General features: G+C 63.7%; 22 protein-coding genes. 10 read left to right on the top strand and 12 right to left on the bottom strand.

The features are described from left to right. Window positions 1–73: 73 nt before the first annotated feature. On the top strand, window positions 74–1,096 hold the full coding sequence (locus L6637_RS34455; protein WP_237873462.1) for a methionine synthase: 1,023 nt from the start codon (window positions 74–76) through the stop codon (window positions 1,094–1,096). A gap of 16 nt (window positions 1,097–1,112) precedes the next feature. On the opposite strand, the gene L6637_RS34450 is transcribed toward L6637_RS34455, so the two are convergent. From L6637_RS34450 to L6637_RS34440, 3 genes are all read right to left on the bottom strand, one after another. Then, window positions 1,113–1,730, bottom strand: a complete 618-nt coding sequence (locus L6637_RS34450) for a hypothetical protein (RefSeq protein WP_237873459.1) — start codon at window positions 1,728–1,730, stop codon at window positions 1,113–1,115. Between the two features lie 177 nt (window positions 1,731–1,907). Then, window positions 1,908–2,435 carry a xanthine phosphoribosyltransferase gene (gpt, locus tag L6637_RS34445; protein WP_057740910.1) on the bottom strand — a complete coding sequence of 176 codons (528 nt, stop codon included), beginning with the start codon at window positions 2,433–2,435 and terminating at the stop codon, window positions 1,908–1,910. 32 nt (window positions 2,436–2,467) lie between these two features. After that, a complete protein-coding gene (locus L6637_RS34440) occupies window positions 2,468–3,205 on the bottom strand; it encodes a competence/damage-inducible protein A (protein ID WP_237866209.1) in 738 nt (245 codons plus the stop codon). Between the two features lie 279 nt (window positions 3,206–3,484). Here L6637_RS34440 and L6637_RS34435 point away from each other — a divergent pair, with 279 nt between their 5' ends. The 6 genes from L6637_RS34435 (at window position 3,485) to L6637_RS34410 (ending at window position 8,852) form a co-directional block, all read left to right on the top strand. After that, window positions 3,485–4,903: a circularly permuted type 2 ATP-grasp protein gene (locus L6637_RS34435; RefSeq protein WP_237873457.1), complete on the top strand. Its 1,419-nt coding sequence runs from the start codon at window positions 3,485–3,487 to the stop codon at window positions 4,901–4,903. Between the two features lie 4 nt (window positions 4,904–4,907). Beyond that, on the top strand, window positions 4,908–5,852 hold the full coding sequence (locus tag L6637_RS34430) for an alpha-E domain-containing protein (protein WP_128951022.1): 945 nt from the start codon (window positions 4,908–4,910) through the stop codon (window positions 5,850–5,852). Between the two features lie 47 nt (window positions 5,853–5,899). Further along, window positions 5,900–6,748 (top strand): transglutaminase family protein, encoded by an 849-nt coding sequence (locus tag L6637_RS34425; protein ID WP_237866207.1) that lies wholly within the window; start codon window positions 5,900–5,902, stop codon window positions 6,746–6,748. A gap of 65 nt (window positions 6,749–6,813) precedes the next feature. Next, window positions 6,814–7,221 carry a carboxymuconolactone decarboxylase family protein gene (locus L6637_RS34420; protein ID WP_237873456.1) on the top strand — a complete coding sequence of 136 codons (408 nt, stop codon included), beginning with the start codon at window positions 6,814–6,816 and terminating at the stop codon, window positions 7,219–7,221. An 88-nt stretch (window positions 7,222–7,309) separates the two neighbouring features. Further along, window positions 7,310–8,068 carry a proteasome-type protease gene (locus L6637_RS34415; RefSeq protein WP_237866205.1) on the top strand — a complete coding sequence of 253 codons (759 nt, stop codon included), beginning with the start codon at window positions 7,310–7,312 and terminating at the stop codon, window positions 8,066–8,068. Between the two features lie 25 nt (window positions 8,069–8,093). Beyond that, window positions 8,094–8,852, top strand: coding sequence for an SDR family oxidoreductase (locus L6637_RS34410; RefSeq protein WP_237873454.1), 759 nt, complete (start codon window positions 8,094–8,096; stop codon window positions 8,850–8,852). Between the two features lie 50 nt (window positions 8,853–8,902). On the opposite strand, the gene L6637_RS34405 is transcribed toward L6637_RS34410, so the two are convergent. From L6637_RS34405 to L6637_RS34375, 7 genes are all read right to left on the bottom strand, one after another. Beyond that, a complete protein-coding gene (locus L6637_RS34405) occupies window positions 8,903–10,516 on the bottom strand; it encodes an FGGY-family carbohydrate kinase (RefSeq protein ID WP_237873452.1) in 1,614 nt (537 codons plus the stop codon). Window positions 10,517–10,564: 48 nt separating this feature from the next. Further along, entirely contained in the window at window positions 10,565–11,293 is a 729-nt protein-coding gene (locus L6637_RS34400) for an SDR family oxidoreductase (protein WP_237873448.1), read from the bottom strand. A 24-nt stretch (window positions 11,294–11,317) separates the two neighbouring features. After that, window positions 11,318–12,574, bottom strand: coding sequence for a sugar ABC transporter permease (locus L6637_RS34395; protein WP_237866201.1), 1,257 nt, complete (start codon window positions 12,572–12,574; stop codon window positions 11,318–11,320). Then, on the bottom strand, window positions 12,571–13,395 hold the full coding sequence (locus L6637_RS34390; protein WP_237873446.1) for an ATP-binding cassette domain-containing protein: 825 nt from the start codon (window positions 13,393–13,395) through the stop codon (window positions 12,571–12,573). The genes L6637_RS34395 and L6637_RS34390 overlap by 4 nt, the downstream gene beginning before the upstream one ends. Window positions 13,396–13,457: 62 nt before the next feature. Next, window positions 13,458–14,531, bottom strand: a complete 1,074-nt coding sequence (locus L6637_RS34385; RefSeq protein WP_237873444.1) for an ABC transporter substrate-binding protein — start codon at window positions 14,529–14,531, stop codon at window positions 13,458–13,460. A gap of 216 nt (window positions 14,532–14,747) precedes the next feature. Next, complete coding sequence (locus L6637_RS34380; protein ID WP_237873442.1) at window positions 14,748–15,632, bottom strand: helix-turn-helix domain-containing protein; 885 nt, start codon at window positions 15,630–15,632, stop codon at window positions 14,748–14,750. Window positions 15,633–15,837: 205 nt separating this feature from the next. After that, window positions 15,838–17,076: an MFS transporter gene (locus L6637_RS34375; protein WP_237873440.1), complete on the bottom strand. Its 1,239-nt coding sequence runs from the start codon at window positions 17,074–17,076 to the stop codon at window positions 15,838–15,840. A 157-nt stretch (window positions 17,077–17,233) separates the two neighbouring features. Between L6637_RS34375 and L6637_RS34370 the strand changes: the two genes are divergently transcribed. Beyond that, entirely contained in the window at window positions 17,234–18,484 is a 1,251-nt protein-coding gene (locus L6637_RS34370) for a NupC/NupG family nucleoside CNT transporter (RefSeq protein ID WP_237873439.1), read from the top strand. 117 nt (window positions 18,485–18,601) lie between these two features. Here the strand turns inward: L6637_RS34370 and L6637_RS34365 are convergent, their stop codons facing one another. Then, window positions 18,602–19,153: a cupin domain-containing protein gene (locus L6637_RS34365; RefSeq protein ID WP_237866195.1), complete on the bottom strand. Its 552-nt coding sequence runs from the start codon at window positions 19,151–19,153 to the stop codon at window positions 18,602–18,604. Window positions 19,154–19,316: 163 nt separating this feature from the next. Next, window positions 19,317–19,604, bottom strand: coding sequence for an usg protein (locus tag L6637_RS34360; RefSeq protein WP_237866194.1), 288 nt, complete (start codon window positions 19,602–19,604; stop codon window positions 19,317–19,319). Window positions 19,605–20,005: 401 nt separating this feature from the next. On the opposite strand from L6637_RS34360, the gene L6637_RS34355 reads away from it, so the two are divergent. Together L6637_RS34355 and L6637_RS34350 are read left to right on the top strand one after the other, a co-directional pair. Then, window positions 20,006–20,320: a co-chaperone GroES gene (locus L6637_RS34355; RefSeq protein ID WP_130369321.1), complete on the top strand. Its 315-nt coding sequence runs from the start codon at window positions 20,006–20,008 to the stop codon at window positions 20,318–20,320. A gap of 47 nt (window positions 20,321–20,367) precedes the next feature. Next, on the top strand, window positions 20,368–20,837 hold a 470-nt coding region (locus L6637_RS34350), incomplete at its 3' end, for a TCP-1/cpn60 chaperonin family protein (protein ID WP_276575791.1).

The raw sequence follows: 20,837 nt of genomic DNA, 5'->3' as shown, positions 1-20,837 counted from the left end.
CTTTTGTTGTTCTGTACCTTGACGTTAGGACATGGCAGGAAGGGGCGCAACACAACCTGCCGGGAGGGCCGCCATGCTGTTTCCAACCACGATCGCCGGCTCCTTGCCGAAGCCGGAATGGCTCGCCGAGCCCAATATGCTCTGGGCGCCCTGGAAGTCTGAAGGCGACGAGCTGCTCCGCGCCAAGCGCGACGCGACACTGATCTGGCTCAAAATCCAGGAGGACGCCGGCATCGACATCGTCACCGAGGGCGAGCAGGCCCGGCAGCACTTCGTGCACGGCTTTCTCGAGAAGATCGAAGGCATCGACTTCGCCCACAAGGTCGAGATGGGCATCCGCAAGGATCGCTACAAGGCAATGGTGCCGCAGGTCGTCGCCCCGCTCCGGCTCAAGGACCGTGTCCATGCCTTCGAGGCACGCGTAGCGCGCACGCACACGAAAAAGAAGCTGAAATTCACCCTGCCCGGCCCGATGACGATCATCGACACCATTGCGGACCGTTACTATGGCGACCGCGTCAAGATGGCCTTCGCCTTCGCCGAGCTGCTGAACGAGGAAGCCAAGGCGCTGCAAGCCGACGGCGTCAATCTCGTGCAGTTCGACGAGCCCGCCTTCAACGTCTACATGGACGAGGTCAACGACTGGGGCATCAAGGCGCTGGAGCGCGCCGCGCAAGGTCTCACCTGCACCACCGCCGTGCACATCTGCTACGGCTACGGCATCAAGGCAAACACCGACTGGAAGGAGACGCTCGGCACGCAATGGCGGCAGTACGAGCAGATTTTTCCGGCAATCGATGCCAGCCCGATCCAGCAGGTCGCGATCGAGTGCCGCAATTCCAAGGTCCCGCTCGATCTGCTCGCGCTGTTGAAGAACAAGATCGTGCAGGCCGGCGTCATCGACGTCGCCAGCGACACGGTCGAGACCGCCGAGGATGTCGTGCAGGTGATCGACGCTGTCTCGAAATTCGTGCCCAAGAGCAACATCATCGCCACCACCAATTGCGGCATGGCACCGATGCGGCGCGAGATCGCCGAAGCCAAGCTGATGGCGCTCGGTGCCGGCGCCGCGCTGGCGCGCGAAAAGCTGGGGTGATGGCAAGGATTCGGCGCTAGGGCTGCGCTGAGGGGTGCAGCACCGGCCGATAGCCGGCGTTCAGCGTGCGGAGTGTCGAGGGCGGCGTGAGCAGCGTTGCCTCGCCTGGGAGCTGCTCCGCCGCGGCATATCCCGCCGGCGACCACAGCAGCGCCCTGCCCTGCGTCACTAAGAAGCTTGCCTCGCCGTGCTGAACCATCGCGCCGTCGGGCAATTGGTCGAGCGGCACCAGAAGCGCGTGCAGTCGCTTCTTGCCGTGATCGAGCCGCTCCTGGTGCAGCACCGTGTCGATGTCGTGCATGCGGACATCGTGCACGCGATTGCCCTTCTCCCACGCGGCGCGGAAGCGATTGGCATCGTCTCGTCGGCAATAGAAGCAAGGGCGATGCCCGGCGGCGAGCGCGGTGGCTTCATCGAGGAAGAACAGCTCGGTCCAGCTTCGCTGCGCCATCACCTCGCGGCGGCGGCCGCGGAATTCGCAGGTACAGGTGAGCCAGGCCGGCGACGACCAGCGCTTCCTCAGCAGCGTCTTGGTCGCGGGATCGTGGATGATGCCGCGATTGCCGGTGAACATCCCGCGATGTGGCGTTGCGATGATCTCGCCAGTCGGCGTGACGCGGTTTTGCAGGGGCATGGTGGCTCTTCTCCTTTTCCCCGCTCGCGAGGCCGCGACGAGCTTTCGCTCGCGCTGAGAAGGTCGGGATAAGATGGCGCCTCCGCAAGGTCGGTGAGAATTGGACTCGCGGAGAGTCCCCCTCACCCGCGCCTTCGGCGCGACCTCTCCCCGCAAGCGGGGCGAGGTGAAGAAAGGTCACGCAGCGCCGTCACGGAGCGGCGGATGGTAGGAGAGCGCGGTATCCCAGGGGAAGAAGATCCAGGTGTCCTGCGAGACTTCCGTGATGAAGGTGTCGACCAGCGGACGCCCCTTCGGCTTGGCGTAAACAGTGGCGAAATGCGCATCCGGCAGCATCTCGCGCACCAGCTTGCCGGTCTTGCCGGTGTCGACGAGGTCGTCGACGATCAACAGCCCCTTGCCGGTGCCGCCACCAAGTTTCATCGCCTGTTCTGAAATACCCTTGAGGACCTGGAGATCGCCCTGCTTGTCGTGGTCGTAGCTGGCGATGCAGACCGTGTCGATCACGCGCACGCCCAGCTCGCGCGCCACGATCGCAGCCGGCACCAAACCGCCGCGGGTAATCGCGATCACCGCGTGGAACGGCCCGACCTCGTTGAGCCGCCAGGTCAGTGCCCGGCAATCCCGGTGGAACTGGTCCCACGACACCGGAAAGGGCCTGCCTGCCCGTTCCTGCGCGCTCAGTTCCGGTGCTTCACCAGCCATCGTCGTCTCCTGCTTTCGCCTGCCGGCATTTGCTACCGGGTGATGTTCAATCCCGCCAGCATTTCCTTCACCGCAGCCATTGCGGCGGCCAGCTTATCTGCGTCGCGCGAACGCACCACCAGATTGGTGTTGGGCTTCGAGTCCTCGTCCATGAAGGGATAGCTGCCGATGATGGTGTCGGGATGAGCGGCGGCGATCGCCCTCAAGGGGCTGCCGATGTCGCCTTCCCGCGCATTGGCGCGGACCGATTCAGAGAGCATGCGGACGCCTGACTTCAGCTTGGGCGAGACGATGTCCATCATCGCCTGCATGATCGAGGGCACGCCGGCCATGACGATGACATTGCCGATCTTGAAGCCGGGCGCGAGGATGGTCGCGCTCTGGATCAGCTCGGCACCATCGGGGATGCGGGCCATACGCAGGCGGGCCTCGTTGAGGTCCTGCTCGCTCCAGCGCTCGCGGAAGCGGGCGACCACTTCGGGATGGTGGTCGATGCCGACCCCGAACGCCTTGGCGACGCTGTCGGCGGTGATGTCATCATGGGTCGGCCCGATGCCGCCGGTGGTGAAGACATAGGTGTAGCGTTGCCGCAGTGCATTCAACGCGGCGACGATGTCGTCCTCGTCGTCGGAGACGACCCGGACTTCCTTCAGGTCGATGCCGATATTGGTCAGGTACTCGGCGATGAAGCCAATGTTCTTGTCCTTGGTCCGGCCGGACAGGATTTCATCCCCGATGACCAAAATGCCCGCCGTGACGATCTCGCTCATACCTTAAGTCCCTCACTGTCCCGCCGAATTTGCCGGGGTAACGCGTTGAAGTCACGCGCTTTTGCTGCCGAAATAAGCAGTCCTCGGCCATTTTTTCAGGCAGGCCGCCAGCCATGTCAGGCAAATGCCCTCTCACCATGCTTATCCCGCTGGCCCGCCCCTTGCTACCACATGAAAGTCATGCACTCTTGCCGCATGGCCACAGGACGTTGCGGTCTGCGCTAGGACCTCTTCGGCCTGACCATTGGCGCAACGCCTTGGGGAGACAAGTCGGGATCTATGGCAGTCGCGTTTGATGAAATGAATATTCCGGGCGGGGACCTTCGCCCCGCCTATCAGGAGCTGGCACGCTGGCTCAAGGAGACGCCTCCCGAGGCGCTTGAATATCGCCGCCAGGAGGCCGAGCTCCTGTTCCGCCGCATCGGCATTACCTTCGCGGTCTATGGCGATTCCGAATCCACCGAGCGGCTGATCCCCTTTGACGTCATCCCGCGGATCATGTCCGGCAAGGAATGGACGGTGCTGGAAAAGGGGCTGAAGCAGCGCGTCAAGGCGCTGAACATGTTCCTGCGCGACATCTATCACGGCCGCGACATCCTCCGCGCCGAGGTCGTGCCCGAGGATCTGATCTTCCAGAACCCGGTTTTTCGCCCTGAGATGAACGGCCAGCAGGTGCCGCACGACGTCTATGTGCACATCGCCGGAATCGATATCATCAGGGTCGATGCCGAAGACTTCATCGTGCTGGAGGACAATGCGCGCACGCCGTCTGGCGTGTCCTACATGCTGGAAAACCGCGAGATCATGATGCGGCTGTTTCCGGATCTGTTCGCCCGCCACAAGGTGGCGCCGGTCGAACGCTATCCGGACGAGCTGCTCTCGGCGCTCCGCTCGGTCGCGCCGCATGGCGCCTCGGGCGAGCCGACCGTCGCCCTGCTCACGCCTGGCGTCTACAACTCGGCCTATTACGAGCACTCCTTCCTGGCCGACAAGCTCGGCATCGAGCTCGTCGAAGGCCGCGACCTCATCGTCAAGAACAACGAAGTGTTCATGCGGACGACAGAGGGAGTGAAACGGGTCGACGTGATCTATCGCCGCGTCGACGACGACTTCCTTGATCCGCTGACCTTCCGGCCCGACTCGGCGCTGGGCGTGCCCGGACTGATGTCGGCCTACGCCGCCGGCAACATCACGCTCGCCAACGCAGTCGGTACCGGCATCGCCGACGACAAGGCGATTTACTCCTACATGCCGGAGATCGTGAAATTCTATCTCGGCGAGGAGCCGATCCTGAAGAACGTGCAGACCTGGCGCTGCCGCGAGCCGAAGGATCTGGCTTACGTGCTCGACCATCTCGGTGAGCTCGTCGTGAAAGAAGTGCACGGCTCCGGCGGCTACGGCATGCTGATCGGCCCTGCCGCGACGAAGGCGACGATCGAAGCCTTCCGCGAAAAGCTCAAGCGCGAGCCGGAAGGCTTTATCGCCCAGCCGACGCTGGCGCTCTCGACCTGCCCGACCTGTACGGCGTCAGGCCTTGCCCCGCGCCATGTCGATCTTCGCCCGTTCGTGCTGACCGGCAGCAAGAACACGACGATCGTGCCGGGCGGTCTGACGCGCGTGGCGCTGAAGGAAGGCTCGCTCGTGGTGAATTCGAGCCAGGGCGGCGGCACCAAAGACACCTGGATTCTGGACGAGTAGAGAGATGCTGTCGCGTACCGCCGAAAACCTCTACTGGCTCGCCCGCTACGTCGAACGGGCCGAATATCTCGCACGCACCATCGATGCGACCCTGCGCGTCACCGCGCTTCCAGCCGCCTATATCGGCAAGACCAACGAATGGGACTCCGCGCTGCTCACCGCCGGCGTCGCGGAGAGCTTCTATCAGACCCACGAGGAAGCCAACGAGCACAACGTGGTCGACTACCTTTCGTTCTCGGCCGACAACCCGTCCTCGATCCGGAACTGCATCGAAGCGGCGCGGCTGAACTCGCGCTCGGTGCGCACCGCGCTGACGAGCGAAATGTGGGACACCATCAACTCGGCCTGGATCGAGTTGCAGGAGGTCTGGAGCAAGGGCACCTCGACGCGCGAGGACCTGGCAAAGTTCCTGCGCTTCGTGCAGGAGACCTCGCTGCGCTTCGACGGCTCGGCCTACCGGACCATGCTGCGCAACGACGCCTATTGGTTCTCCCGCCTCGGCCTGCATCTTGAGCGCGCCGACAACACCGCCCGCATTCTCGACGTGAAGTATCACGTGCTGCTGCCCGAGGAGGAGCATGTCGGCGGCCCGCTCGACTTCTACCAGTGGAGCTCGATCCTGCGTTCGGTCTCGGCGCTGACGGCCTATCACTGGGTCTATCGCGAAACGCTGAAGCCTTGGCTGGTGGCGGATCTGCTCATCCTCAACGGCACGCTGCCGCGCTCGCTGGCGAGCTGCTACGACAATCTCGTGCGCAATCTCGACCAGATCGGTGTGGCCTATGGCCGGCAAGGCCCGGCCCAGCGCCACGCCCGCGGCATCCGCAACCGGCTGGAACACAGCAACATGAACGACATTTTCCAGCATGGGGTGCATGAATTCATTCAGGAATTCATCGCCGACAATTCCAGGCTGGGCGAAATCATCACGAAGCAGTATTTGATCTGATCCACGCAGTCATTCCGGGACACCCGGACTGACGGAATCAAAACACCATGCGCCTGCGAATCCAGCACACCACGACCTATCGCTACGAGCCGGCGGCGACGAGCGTGATCCAGATCCTGCGCATGACGCCGTGCAGCCATGACGGGCAGTATGTGGCGGAGTGGCAGATCGACGTTTCCACCGACACCAAGCTCGACATGCACGAGGACGCGTTCGGCAACGTCACCCATGTGCTGTCCTGCGGCCCCGTCAGCGACATCAAGATCACGGCCGAAGGCCTGATCGAGACGCACGATACCGGCGGCGTGCTGCGCGGCGCAGACGAGCGCTTTCCCGCCGACATGTTCCTGCGCACCACGGACCTCACGACCGTCAATCCGGCGATGGCGGCGGTCGCGCGCCAGCTGCGCAGCGAGGCCGAGAGCGACACGCTCGGTTTCCTGCACGCGCTGATGAGCGAGATCAGCGATCACATGACCTTTGACGAGGACCCGACCAACAGCGGCACCTCGGCCGCCGACGCGTTCACGCTGAAGCGCGGCGTGTGCCAGGACTATGCGCATATCTTCATCGCCTGCGCCCGCACCGGCGGCGTGCCGGCGCGCTTCGTCTCCGGCCATTTCCTGCGCTCCGACGGCACGGTGCATCAGGACGCCGGCCACGCCTGGGCGGAAGCCTATGTGCCTGACCTCGGTTGGGTCGGCTTCGATCCCGCCAACAGCATCTGCACCACAGATGCCCATGTCCGCGTCGCGATCGGGCTCGACTATCTCGGCGCAGCCCCCGTGCGCGGCACCCGCTATGGCGGCGGCGCGGAGACGCTGACCGTCGCGGTCAAGGTCGAGCAGGCCGGCCGCGGCGGGCAGTCGCAATCGCAGTCGCAGCGGCAGAGCTAGACGCCAACGGCCAGTCTCATCAGGCGTGCTATGATCGCGGGATCAAATGGCCCTGCGAGGACCCCATGGCGACAGTCAAACTGCTTTCGGATGACGAGCTCTCACTCGAGGCGCGCGCCGTTTTCGACGACATCCGCAAGGTGCGGAAGTCGGACTTCGTCAACAATTTCTGGCGCGCGCTGGCGCATGATCCGAAGACGCTGCGGCGGACCTGGGAGAGCCCGAAGGAGGTGATGGCGCCGGGCGCGCTCGATCCCAAGGTCAAGGAGATGCTCTATGTCGCTGTGTCGATCGCGCATGGCTGCAGCTACTGCATCCATTCGCACACGGCCGCCGCGCGGGCCAAGGGCATGACTGAGGCCGAATATGGCGAGCTGCTCGCCATCGTCGGCATGGCCTCCGAGACCAACCGGCTGGTCACCGCGCTCGGCGTTCCCGTCGACCAGGCGTTCCTCGCCGACGCCGCGGACTGAGATCGCCGACCTCCCCCTGGGAATCGGGGGTTGGAGCGGGCGGCGAAATTGGCTAGTAATTTCGCGCAAACGCGTTCGGGGACTGGAAATGACCTATTGTTGCGGAATCCTGGTTCGGGACGGTCTGGTGATGATCGCCGATACCCGCACCAATGCCGGCCTCGACAATGTCTCGACCTTCCGCAAGCTGCACATCTTCTCCAAGCCCGGCGACCGCATCATGGCGATCGCCAGCGCCGGCAATCTCGCCATCAGCCAGTCGGTGCTGTCCACCCTGACCGAAGGCCTCGAGGACCCCAACACGGGCGAGATCGAGACGCTGATGAACGCGCCGACCATGTTCCAGGCGGCCCAGCGCATCGGCCGGGCGATCCGGGCGGTGCATGCGACCGAGGGACCGGCGCTGAAATCCGAGGACGTCTCCTTCGACGTCTCGTTCCTGTTCGGCGGCCAGATCAAGGGCGCGCGCATGCGCCTGTTCATGGTCTACACCGCCGGCAATTTCATCGAGTGCACCACCGACACGCCTTACTTGCAGATCGGCGAGCACAAATACGGCAAGCCGGTGCTCGACCGCGCCATGCATTACGACGTCGAGCTTTACGAGGCGCTGAAGACCGGCCTGATCTCGATGGACTCGACGATGCGCTCGAATCTCGGCGTCGGCCTTCCGATCGACGTGCTGGTGGTGCGCTCGGACGCTTACGATGCGGACCTGAACCACCGCATCGAGGCCGGCGAGCCTTATTTCCACGACCTTCGCTCGCGCTGGTCGGCGGCACTGCGCGCGGCGCATCAGAACATTCCGCGGCCGCCCTACAAGAACGAAAAAGAACCCAAAACCTGACAACTCAAAGAAAAGGCAGGAAACGATGAGTGAAGCAAAAAAGATCGCCCTGGTGACGGGCGCCGGCACCGGTGTCGGACGCGCGGCTGCACTGGCGCTGATGAACACCGGCTTCACCGTGGTGCTCGCAGGCCGCCGCATGGAGATGCTCGAGGAGACCGCCAAGCTCGGCCCCGCGGGAAAGAGCCTCTGCGTCACCGCCGACATGACCAAGCCGGAGTCCATCGCCGCGCTGTTCGACAAGGTGAAGGCGACCTACGGCCGCCTCGACGTGCTCTTCAACAATGCCGGCATGGGTGCGCCCGCCGTCAATTTCGAGGACCTCAGCCTCGAGCAGTGGCAGGCGGTGGTGAACACCAACCTCACCGGCCCGTTCCTGTGCACCCAGCACGCCTTCCGCATCATGAAGGACCAGAGCCCGCGCGGCGGCCGCATCATCAACAACGGCTCGATCTCGGCGCATGCGCCGCGGCCGTTCTCGGCGGCCTACACCTCGACCAAGCACGCCATCACGGGCCTCACCAAGGCCAGCAACCTCGACGGCCGCATGTATGACATCGCGGTCGGCCAGGTCGACATCGGCAATGCCGCAACCCCGATGACCGATCGCATGGTCAACGGCCCCGGCGTGCTGCAGCCCGACGGCACCACCAAGCACGAGCCGCGCATGGACGCGAAGGCGGTCGGCGATGCCGTGGCCTACATGGCCGGCCTGCCGCTCGACGCCAACGTGCTGACCATGACGGTCATGGCGACCAAGATGCCGTTCGTGGGCCGTGGCTGAACGAAAACGCGAAAACAACCCCATGCACAGTAGAGGCATGGGGTTGCCATCTAGCCAGCGGTGCTTCGGATCGCTCGGCCGACCTGCTGCAAGGCCTCGAAGGCTGCGAACCGCCTGGCGTTCCAACTGGCCAGGGCCCCGTGCGGTGGATGGATTTCTCCTAGGGCCGACATCGCCTCCATCGCCTCTCTGACATCGGTGTGGTCGCCGGAAGCGACCGATCCGAGCATCGCGGAGCCGAGCAACACCGGCTCCGGAGATGCCGAGGCAGCAACCGTGAGGCCGGTCGTATCGGCGAGCACCTGCCGCACCAGGCGGCTCTGAGCCGCTCCACCGCTGACGACGATCGTATCGATGGCGATACCTTTGTCCTGCTGGGTGCGCACGATCTGGCGCGCGCCGTGGCCGAGGCCGCACAGGCCAGCAAGATAGAGGGCGAGCAAGCTCTCCAGGTCGGAGCGCATATCCAGTCCAGCGATCAGCGCACGCGCATCGGGATCCGCGAAAGGCGCGCGGTTGCCGAGAAACTCTGGCACGACATGAAGCTCGCCCACCAGGTCGCGAACCATCTCCGCACCGCCGCGCGCGTCCACCTGCGCGGCCAGCCAATCCGCGAGCGTCCGTTGGTGCTGACGCGCCGTCTGTGTCGCCTGTGCAGAATACGGATGCATCTGGATGAGATGGTCAATGGCTGCACCGGCGACCGACTGTCCACCCTCATTGAGCCACAGCCCCGGAACCATGGCGGAGAAATAAGGTCCCCAAACACCGGGAACGAAGACCGGATTCTCGGTGGTTGACATGGTGCAGGCCGACGTTCCGAACACATAGGCCATGCGGGTGAGCGCCGTACCCGCAGTTCCGCGCGCGCCGACCGTGCCGACACCGCCCGCATGCGCGTCGATAAGACCTGCCGCAACTGATGTGCCCGACTTCAGGCCAAGGTCGGTCGCTGCCTCTGCCGTCAGGCCGGCGGCCAGCCGTGTGCCGCCGGGCACGATCTCGGTACCGATGCGGCGAAACTGCTCGTCGGCCAGCGTGCCGAGACCGACCGAGCGAAAGAAATCGGCATCCCAGCGATCTTCGTGGCCCAGATAGGTCCACTTGCACGTGACGGTGCAGGTGGAGCGGGCAAGGCTCCCGGTTGCACGCCAGGTGAGGAAATCAGTGAGGTCCATGAACTGCCAGGCGTCCGCAAAGCTGCGCGGCATGTTTTCGGCAAGCCACAACAGTTTCGGCGTCTCCATCTCGGGTGAGATCGTTCCCCCGACATAGTCGAGAACTTTCGCGCCGGCGCGGTTGATGCGGCGCGCCTGATCGACCGCACGATGATCCATCCACACGATGATATTGCGGGCGGAATCGCCGGACGGGCCGACGGCAAGCGGCGCGCCGCCACTGCCCAACACCACCAGCGAGCAGGTCGCGTCAAATCCGATGCCGGCAATGCTGTCGGGCGCGATGTCGGCCTTTTCGACCGCGCCGCGCACGCTGAGGCATACGGCGCGCCAGACGTCCTCGCTCGACTGCTCGACAATATCGCCGGCCTCCCGCCACAGCATGATGTCGGCCTTATCGGAGGAGACAAGCCTGCCGGAGCGATCGAAGACCCCTGCTCTCGCACTGCCCGTGCCGACGTCGATGCCCAGAAAATGACGAGTCATCGCGGAGTCCCTCACATGAAGCGACATACAGAGCGCAGACGCGGTAGCTTAGAGATCGTTGCTCTGCGGCAGGATCACGAGGTCGCGGATCGTGACATTTCTCGGACGGGTCAACATGAACAGTACGGCCTGCGCAACTTCCGTCGGCTGGATTAGGCCACCGGCTGCCATTTCCTGCTCGAGCTTCTCCTTCGGCCAGTCGCTGATGAGTGCGGTCACGACCGGGCCGGGCGCCACCGCGCCGACGCGCAGGCCGTATTTGGCGACCTGCCGACGCACGGTATGGACAAAAGCCTGCACGGCGTGTTTTGAGGCGGTGTAGATCGGCTCCCAGACGACAGGGACGAGACCGGCGATCGAACTGGTGACGATGATGTCACCGCTCTTGCGCTCGACCATGTGGGGCAACACCGCGTGGATGGAGCGAAACATCGCATTGACGTTGAGGTTCAGCATGCGGTCCCAGGCGTCGGGGTCGCCGCCAAGCACCTCGCCGCCGACATAGGTGCCGGCATTGGCATGAAAGATGTCGAGCCGGCCCGCCCTCTCGAGCACCTGCGGCATCATGCCGGCCATGTCAGCAGCATCGGTCAGGTCGATACGCAGCGGAATCGCGTTATCGCCAAGCTCGGAACAGACACTGTTCAGCGCCTCCTCCGCCCGGTCGACCAGCACCACGCGCGCGCCTGCTGCGATCATTGCCCTGGCGCACTCGAGACCGATGCCCGACGCAGCACCGGTAATGGCGGCAACCTTTCCTGCAAGTTCCTGGCCCACGGTCGGTCCTCTTGTTGGAGTTTGTTAGGCTCGGCCATGGGAGACACGCGAGCGTCGTGCCAGCGAGTCGACGATAACCGCAACGGCAAGCACGGCGCCGGTGATCATGTACCGAAGCGACGAAGAGAGATCGAGCAGCGTGAGGCCGCTGGCGATCGACTGGATGACGATGATACCGAGCAGCGCGGAATAAGCGCTGCCGCGGCCGCCAAACAGGCTGGTGCCGCCGATGACCGCTGCAGCGATGGCGTTGAGGTTCACATCTCCCGTACCGGCCTGCTGGCTGGAAGAGGCCAGCCGCGCGGCGCCAAGGATACCGCCGGCGGCTGCCAGCGTGGAGCATAGCATGAAGGCGGTCATATGGATCTGGCGAACGTTGATGCCGGCACGACGGGCGGCCTCGCGATTGCCTCCGACCGCGCTCATTGAGCGGCCCCATTTGGTCCGCTTCAGTGCGTAGTTCATGACCACGCACAAGCCGACGAACAGGCCGAACATCCACGGAACGCCGCGCGCGAGATTGAGATAGTAGACAATGAATTCGAGCACGACGATAACGAGCGCAGCCTTCAGCAGAAGGCGACTGAGCGTACTTGCAGACAGCCCTGCCGCTCGCCTGCGCGCAGCCATGCGGTAACCAGTCGCGAACACGACCACGCCGGCAAGTGCCGCGAGCGTGTAGGATACGATCGGCGGCATGACCAGCATCTGTCCGAAATTGACCAGCGGCGATCCGTAAGGGAGATTGATCGAGCCGGACGAGCCGAGCAGGTAGAGTTGCAGGCCGAGCCACGCCAGCAGGCCTGATAGAGTCGAGACGAAGCTCGGCATGCCCAGGCGGTTGAACAGGAACGCATAGAGTGCGCCGATCGAGGCGCCCAGCACCAGCGCCGTGACGACTGCCACCGCGACGGGCCAATCCTGATTGACCCAGAGCACGCCGATCAGCGCGGAGGAGAACCCGCTCACCGAACCGACCGAAAGGTCAATCTCGCCGACCATCAGGACACAAACGATGCCGAGCGAGATGACGCCGACGGTCGAGCAATCGAACAGCAGATTGACCAGATTGTCAGGCGCCAGGAAAACCGGATTGAGGCTCTGGAATGCGGTGCAGATGATCAGCAGGCCGACAACTACCGGCAGGGAGCCGAGGTCGCCCGACCGGACCCGGTCGACGAAGGCGCCGATCGTGCCACTGAGAGTATCCGCGTGTGCGACGCGCTCGTCGCGACGGTCGAGCAACCGCGCGGTCGAAACCCGTTGCGTATCGTCGGTCATATCAGCGCCTCCCGCGATTGCTGCATGCCGCGTCGGCTGGCGCGTCGGGAGACCGAATTCTCGTCGGCACCCGTGATGGCCGTGACGAGATCCTGGTTGGAAACATCGGGTCCGAATTCGCCGTTGTTGCGGCCGAGGCGCAGCACCACGATGCGGTCGGCGACGGCCCGGACGTCCTCCATGTTGTGACTGATCACGATGACGCCGAGGCCGCGGGCGCGCACGCGCTCGATCAGATCGAGTACCTCCGCGGTCTGGGCGACGCCGAGCGCCGCGGTCGGCTCGTCGAGCAGAATGAGCTTGGGTTCTGTCAGCAGTGAACGCGCGATTGCCACGGTCTGGCGCTGCCCGCCCGACAGCGACGCAACGGGTTCGCGCACGCTCGGAATGCGGGCCGACAATTCGTTGAGCAATGTCCAGGCCCGGATCTCCATGGACACTTCATCGAGCCTGACGGGATTGAGTTCGCGGCCAAGGAAGATATTGGCAACGACATCGAGGTTCTCGCAGAGCGCCAGGTCCTGGAAGACCGTGGCGATGCCAAGGCCTAGTGCCGTGGCCGGATCGGACAGCACGACATGTTCGCCATCGAAGTCGATCGTCCCCGAAGTGGGCTGGTGCACGCCGGCCAGAATCTTCACCAGCGTGGACTTTCCGGCACCGTTGTCACCGACAAGCGCCACGACCTCGCCGGCATGGACGTCGAGATCGACATCGGCAAGGGCGGACACGGCGCCGAAATTCTTGGAAATGCCGCGAAGCTTCAAGACCAGTTTGCCTGGGCCCTCCTGCGGGTGATCGACATCCGAGCTCGTGGACATGTCCGCGTCCGCCTTCCCTTGGTTCATCCCGGCCGCATTGCGCGGCCGGGATGCAGCTTCGCTTACTGCGTGATGCCGAGCTTCTTGCATCCGGCGGCATATCGTCCGGTGCAAAGCTGATCGGCGGTCTGGATCTTCTTGTCGATGATCTCCGCCTTCAAATTCTGTTCGGTCACCACAGCCGGAATGAACAGCTTCGAGGGCGTATTATAGAGCGTGGTTTCCGCCTTGGGCGTGCCGCCCGAGAGGAACTCCACCGCGGCCTGCGCCGCGGCGGCTGCAACGATCTCGCTGGGCTTGGAGATCGTATTGTACTGATCACCGGCGATGATGAGCTGAAGCGCGGCAATCGTCGCATCATTGCCTGTCACCGCAGGCACCGGATCGACACCGGCAGCCTTGAGAGCGGCAATTGCGCCACCGCCCGTACCGTCATTGGCGGCGACGACGCCAAGGATCTTCTTGCCGAAGCGGGTGACCTGGCCGCTCGCCCATTGCTGCGCCTTGGGTGGTGCCCAGTCCGGCGTGTCGTATTCGGCGAGGATCGGATAGCCGCTTTTATCAAGGCCCGCGTGGATGCCCTTCTTGATAAGTCCCGCGGCGGCATCGGTCGGCGATCCATTGATCTGGAGCACCCCTTCGCCTTCCTTCGGCGTGATCTTGGCGTCCTTCAGATGCTTGACCAGCGATTCCGAGATGGCCTTGCCGATACCTTCGTTGTCGAAGGAAACGTAGAAGTCGGCCTTGGCGTCGGGGATCGGACGGTCATAGGCGATCACCTTGATACCCTGGGACTGTGCCATTTTCACCAGCGACGCGGCGGCAGCCGAGTCGACCGGATCGAGCACAATCACCTTGGCACCCTGCGAGATCACCGAGTTGAATTGCTGTTGCTGGCGCGCGGCGTCCGCACTGGCATTCTGGTAGATGACCTTGCAACTGGCGCAGAGCTTCTTCATCTCGGCAGCAAAACCTGGATAGTCGTGCTGTTCGTAGCGGGTGGACGCCTGGTCGGGCATGAGGAAGGCGACGGTTGCGTCTTTCACCTCGGCGGCATGCGAGGACATGGCCGTCGCGCCGAGTAGCGACAGGGCGAGAGCGGCAGAGCGCGTAGTCTTGAGCGAGGGCTTTGTCATTCGGACTTCCCTTTCGGAAACTGGGTGTTAAAGTGCTGCTCGTTGAGGTCTGGAGACGCGCCATTCCTGCTTCCGCAGCCGGATGGCAAAGGCGGTGAGCGCCGATATCCTCCAAGGCCACGCGGAATTTCCGGACAGACGTTCTCCTTCGCGGGCTGCCATCGGCGCGCCCACGTCATACTTCCCGTAATCGTCCTCCTCCCTTGCTCCTCCCGGTTAGGCGGCGCGTGCCGCGTTGATGTTGTCCGCCAGCAATCGCCTGAAACGCGAGGGCGGCATGCCCTTCTCGGCCAGAAACTGACGATTGAAATTGGAGAGATTGTTGAAGCCGACCTGGAAGCAGATGTCGGTAATCGACGCGTGTTCGTCACTCATCAGGATCTGGCAGGCGAGATTGATGCGGAGCCGCTTGACGTATTGCACCAGCGACATCCCCGTGTGCCGGCGGAACGAACGCGAAAACCCGCTTTGCGACTGGCCGGCGATTGCAGCGAGATCTGCTTCGCCGAACGGCTGCGTCAGGTTCTCGCGAATGAAGGCGAGCGCCTTGTTCATTCCCGCCGACATGTAGCCGGACGGGTCGGGCAAATAGTTTGGGCTGGAGAGCGGCAGTGCGCCCCGGGCGCGACAGAGCGTCCCCAGGATCATCATGAACAGCTCGATCCGGCGCACACCCGTCGCCGCCACGATCTCCTCCATCAGCGGGGCAAGCTCCTTGCTCGTTCTGCTGGCAAAGAGGACGCCGCGTCGGGAGGATTCCAGCAGCGCGCCGAGACCCGACAATTCCGGCATCAGCCTCATCGTGTCGCCGATGAATTCTTCGCTGAACTGGATGATGCGTCCGCGCAGCGGGATGGTCATTTCCGGCGGCAGATCGCTGACCCAATTATGCGGCAGGTTGGGTCCGGTGAGCACGAGATTGCCCGGCTCAAATTGGCCGATGAAATCGCCGACAAAGTAGCGACCGCTCGTCGCCACGACCTGATGAATCTCGTATTCCGGATGGAAATGCCACCTGACCGTGTGGAAGGGATACCCGTGCGACCAAGCCTTGAAGGACTCGCCGCGCCGTATCTGGACGACTTCCAGGTCTGGTTCCATATCCATTCCCTCCTGGGCCGGCCCGGTTTATGAACGTCTGAGCTCGTACCCGACGGCTGAATTTTGCTCAGCTCTATCTATTGTTCGAAACCGTATCGGGTGGGAGCCGCTGCCGCCACCACGATTCAGACGCCCAACCGATACTCTTTTGACATTCGTTCGGTGGGCGCTGCAATATCGGCTGCCTTCGGGCTCGGCCCGGCTCCTACTCCAAACTCTCCACGCGCCGCAGGCTCGGAAACAGCTTCATCCAGAGCAGCGCCACTGCGACGGTGCAGACGCCGCCGAGCACCGCCGCCGGCATGGCGCCGAATAGGGCTGCCGTCAGACCGCTCTCGAACTGGCCGAGCTGGTTTGAGGCGTTGATGAAGAGGAAGTTCACCGCCCCGACGCGGCCGCGCATCTCGTCGGGGGTGGCGAGCTGCACCAGCGAGAAGCGGATCACAACGCTGATTGTATCCGCGGCGCCGAGCACGGCGAGCGACAGCACCGACAGCCACATCCAGGACGACAGCGCGAACACGACCGTGGCGATGCCGAACACGATCACCGCCTGGAACATGCGCAGGCCCACATGCCTGGAGATGGCGTGACGCGCCAGCACCACGGTCATCAAGAGCGCGCCGACGGCAGGCGCAGCCCGGAGCACGCCGAGCCCGACCGGGCCGGTCTGGAGAATGTCACGGGCATAGATCGGCAACAGCGCGGTGACACCGCCGAACAGCACGGCGAACAGGTCGAGCGAGATGGTGCCGAGGATCGCCGGATTGCTCCTGATAAAGCGGACGCCGGCAAAGATGTTGTCCTCGTCGGATCCCTCCTTGGCGACCGCCTGCGGCCGCGGCCGGACGAATCCGGTCAGGATCATCCCGAAAATCCAGAACAGCAGCATCATGGTGTAGGCGAGATGCGGCGCGATCGCATAGGCAAAGCCGCCGAGCGCAGGCCCGGTGATGGTCGCGACCTGAGCTGCCCCGCTCGCGATCGCCGTCGCGCGCTGGAGCGAGCCCTGCGGTGCGATCAGCGGCAGCAGCGCCGCGGTGGTCGGGCTCTCGAAGGCTCCGGCAATGCCGAGCACGAAGGTCGCGACGAAAATCTGCACTTCGCTGACTGCGCCGAGATAGGTGATCAATGCGAGATAGAGCGCGGTGGCGGCTTCCACGAGCTGACAGAGCTGGACCACGCGCTTGCGCTCGAAACGGTCGGCGGCGTGGCCCGCGACGAACACCAAGAGCGCGGTAGGCGCGAATTGCACCAGCCCGACCATGCCGAGGTCGAAGGCCGAGCCGGTGAGGTCGTAGATCTGCCAGCCGATGGCGACCGCCGCGATCTGGCTGGAAAAGCGCGACAGGTTGCGGGAGAGCAGGAAGAACAGGAAGGCGGGATGGCGAAGAAGCTCACCGGCGGTGACCGGCGGACTGACGGATCCTGGCTGCTCTGGCATCGCCTCTTCGGTCACGCGCGGATGATCGGCCCTTGATATCGACGCGCCGGGGTGGCCGACCCGGGCCTGGATGTCAACAGCCGGGCCGCCCGCAACATTCCCGGCATTGCGTTTGCAACGCAGGCGCGGCCATAATGATTGGGGGTTTGGGGACATCATGCTGCGGCTGCAATCGACACTCGGCGTTTTCGCATTGCTGCTGATCGCCTTCGCGCTCGCGGAGAATCGCCGTGCGGTCTCGTTGCGCCAGGCACTGATCGGCCTTGTCGTGACCTTCGTCACCGCGATCGTGCTGCTGAAGGTGCCGTTCGTGGCCCATGCCTTCGGCGCCATCAACGACGCGGTCGGCGCCATCTCCGCGGCCTCGCGCGCCGGCTCCTCCTTCGTGTTCGGCTATGTCGGCGGCGGCGCCCTGCCGTTCGAGCTGAAGGTGCCGGGCGCCGATTTCATTCTGGCGTTCCAGGCGCTGCCGATCGTGCTGGTGATGAGCGTGCTGACGACGCTGCTGTTCTATTGGCGCGTGCTGCCGCCAATCGTGCGCGGCATGGCCTGGCTGCTGGAGCGCACGCTGGGCGTCGGCGGCGCAGTCGGGCTCTCGACCGCCGCCAACATCTTTCTCGGCATGGTCGAGGCACCCCTGTTCGTGCGGCCGTATCTGGCGCAGATGTCGCGCAGCGAATTGTTTCTGGTGATGACCGGCGGCATGGCGGGCATCGCCGGCACGGTGCTGGTGCTTTATGCGACGCTGCTTGCTCCCCTCATTCCTGATGCGGCCGCGCATTTCGTCATCGCTTCCGTGCTGGGCGCGCCGGCCGCGATCCTGGTCAGCCTGATCATGATCCCCGAAACCTCCGACAAGCGCACCGGCGGCGCTCTTGAGGATCCGGAGATGGCGGTCTCCGGCACCATGGACGCGATCGTGAAAGGCACCAGTGCCGGCATCGAGCTGTTGATCAACATCGTCGCGATGCTGCTGGTGCTGGTGGCGCTGGTCTATCTCGCCAATGCAGTGCTCGGCCTGTTGCCTGCCGTCGGCGGCGCCGCGATCTCGCTGCAGCGGGTGCTGGGGTTGATCATGGCGCCGATATGCTGGCTGATGGGACTGCCCTGGGACCAGGCGATCGCCGCCGGCAGCCTGATGGGCACCAAGACCGTGCTCAACGAGCTCGTCGCCTATATCGACTTCGCGAAGCTGCCGCCCGACACGCTCGATCCGCGCTCGCGCCTGATCATGCTCTACGCGTTGTGCGGCTTCGCCAATTTCGCCAGCCTCGGCATCATGATCGGCGGCCTCGGCGTGATGGCGCCGGAGCGTCGCGACGAGATCAACGCGCTGGGGCTGAAGTCGATCGTATCGGGGACGCTGACAACGTGTCTGATGGGCGCGATCGTGGGGGTGTTGACGTAGGTCTCTCCACGCAGTCATTCCGGGGCGCGACGAAGTCGCGAGCCCGGAATCCATTCATCCACCGACTCCGTCGCCCAATGGATTCCGGGCTCGCGCTACGCGCGCCCCGGAATGACATCAAGCCTTCAACTCCACCGTCCTGAACTCCGCCGGCAAGATCACCTCCAGCAGTTCGACGTCGTCAGAATAATCCAGAATCATGTGCTTGATCTTCGGCGGCTGGGTCCAGGCGCTGCCCTCCAGCATCAGTGTCTCGCCTTGCCCATCCATGTAGGTCTTCACCCAGCCCTTGAGCACGTAGACCATCTGAAAGTCGACGTCGTGGAAGTGCAGCTTCGACACTTCCGCCGGATCGCAAGGGCCCTGCAGGCGGATGACGTGGGCTTGCGCGAGGCCCTGGCTGGCAGCGGCGATGCCGAGGTCGCGGTATTTGGCATAGGCACGCAGGCCGTCGGCTTTGAAGTCCTCCTCACGGTGGTGGCTGATGGCGATGCGCTGCTTCGGGCGCGCGGGTTTCTTTGCCGAGGTCTTGGCAGGCGCTGCGCGGGCTTTGGATTTCACCGTCTTGCGCGCTGATGATCGCGCAACGGACTTGGCCGCGCTCCGCTTCTTCACCGCGGTTTGGACTGCGCTGCGCGACTTTGCTTTCGATTTTGATTTCTTGGCCATGGGCCGGCCTCCCGTGTTGTTATGGCGGAGGCTACCACAGAACGAGATATCGTAGGGTGGGCAAAGCGCAGCGTGCCCACCTATCGTGTGCGATCGGAGAGATATGGTGGGCACGGCGCGCGAAGAGCGCGCCTTTGCCCACCTTACGAGACCGGTGTTCTCGTCAATTCAACCGGAACACGCCGTCCACGGCGCGGAGCTCGGCCGGCTTGATCAGCTTGGAGTGCGCCACGGTCACCGAATACAGCGGGCCGTCGAGCTTCTCCGTCCAGAACGCCAGGAAATCCTTGAGCGCGGGGAATTTCGGAAACATGTCGTAGTTCTGCCAGACGTAAGTCTGAAGCAGCGAGGGATGATCCGGCATCCGATAGAGAATTTCCGCCGTCGTCAGCCCGTAACCCAGCATCTGTTTCCGGAAATCCTCGGAAACGCCCCCAACGCGCAGTCCCATGCCAAACCTCCTTTGCAGGAGCGCATACAGGGGGTGGCTTGATCCGTGCCCCGGGGAGCCACCCGGAAACGATGCGCTCACATGAGAGAAATGTGACGCAAACTGACAATCCATCTCAAGCCCAAAAGTTTAACAAGCTGTTGAAATTCAATGCGTTAGCAGCAGAGACGCCCCCGTGCTAATACGGTCCCCAAGGGGGGTGCCAAGAAGCCCTCCGAAATCGGTTAACGACGGGAGAGGGATTCTGGCACTTGGTCCTTCTGAGTGCCGATTTTTCTGCTAGAAGCCCTTGTCCCCGCAAAATTCCTGTCCTATTTGAGCTATGTCCGCATTGGCACTCGCGGACATCGATTGCTAACACCCTCAAAACATCAATCTGAGCAAATGCTTAGGAGAGCTGCATGAAATTCCGTCCGCTTCACGACCGCGTCGTGGTCAAGCGCATCGACGCAGAAGAGAAGACCGCCGGCGGCATCATCATCCCCGACACTGCCAAGGAAAAGCCTTCCCAGGGTGAAGTCGTCGCCGTTGGCCCGGGTGGCCGCGACGAAGCCGGCAAGCTGGTTCCGATCGACCTCAAGGTCGGCGACCGCGTGCTGTTCGGCAAGTGGTCGGGCACTGAAGTCAAGATCGACGGCGTCGACCTGCTGATCATGAAGGAAAGCGACATCATGGGCGTCCTCGACGTCCCCGCTTCCAAGAAGAAGGCGGCCTAAGAGCCCCTCTCTCCCTCCAGTCAAACACTATCCAAGGAAAATTCCAGATGGCAGCCAAAGAAGTCAAATTCTCGGTTGATGCGCGCGACAAGATGCTGCGCGGCGTCGACATTCTCGCCAACGCGGTGAAGGTCACGCTCGGTCCGAAGGGCCGCAACGTCGTGCTCGACAAGTCGTTCGGCGCTCCCCGCATCACCAAGGACGGCGTCACCGTCGCCAAGGAGATCGAGCTCGAGGACAAGTTCGAGAACATGGGCGCGCAGATGGTGCGCGAAGTCGCCTCCAAGTCCGCTGACGCGGCCGGCGACGGCACCACCACGGCGACCGTGCTGGCCCAGGCGATCGTGCGCGAAGGCGCCAAGTCCGTTGCCGCCGGCATGAACCCGATGGACCTCAAGCGCGGTATCGACCTCGCGGTCGAGGCCGTGGTTGCGGACCTGCAGAAGAACTCCAAGAAGGTCACCTCGAACGACGAGATCGCCCAGGTCGGCACCATCTCGGCGAACGGCGACCAGGA

The organism is Bradyrhizobium zhengyangense (genome assembly GCF_022012435.1).
In the GTDB taxonomy this organism is placed as follows: domain Bacteria; phylum Pseudomonadota; class Alphaproteobacteria; order Rhizobiales; family Xanthobacteraceae; genus Bradyrhizobium; species Bradyrhizobium zhengyangense.
Note: the sequence above shows the minus strand (reverse complement) of the source record. Positions and strands in the feature narration are given on the sequence as shown.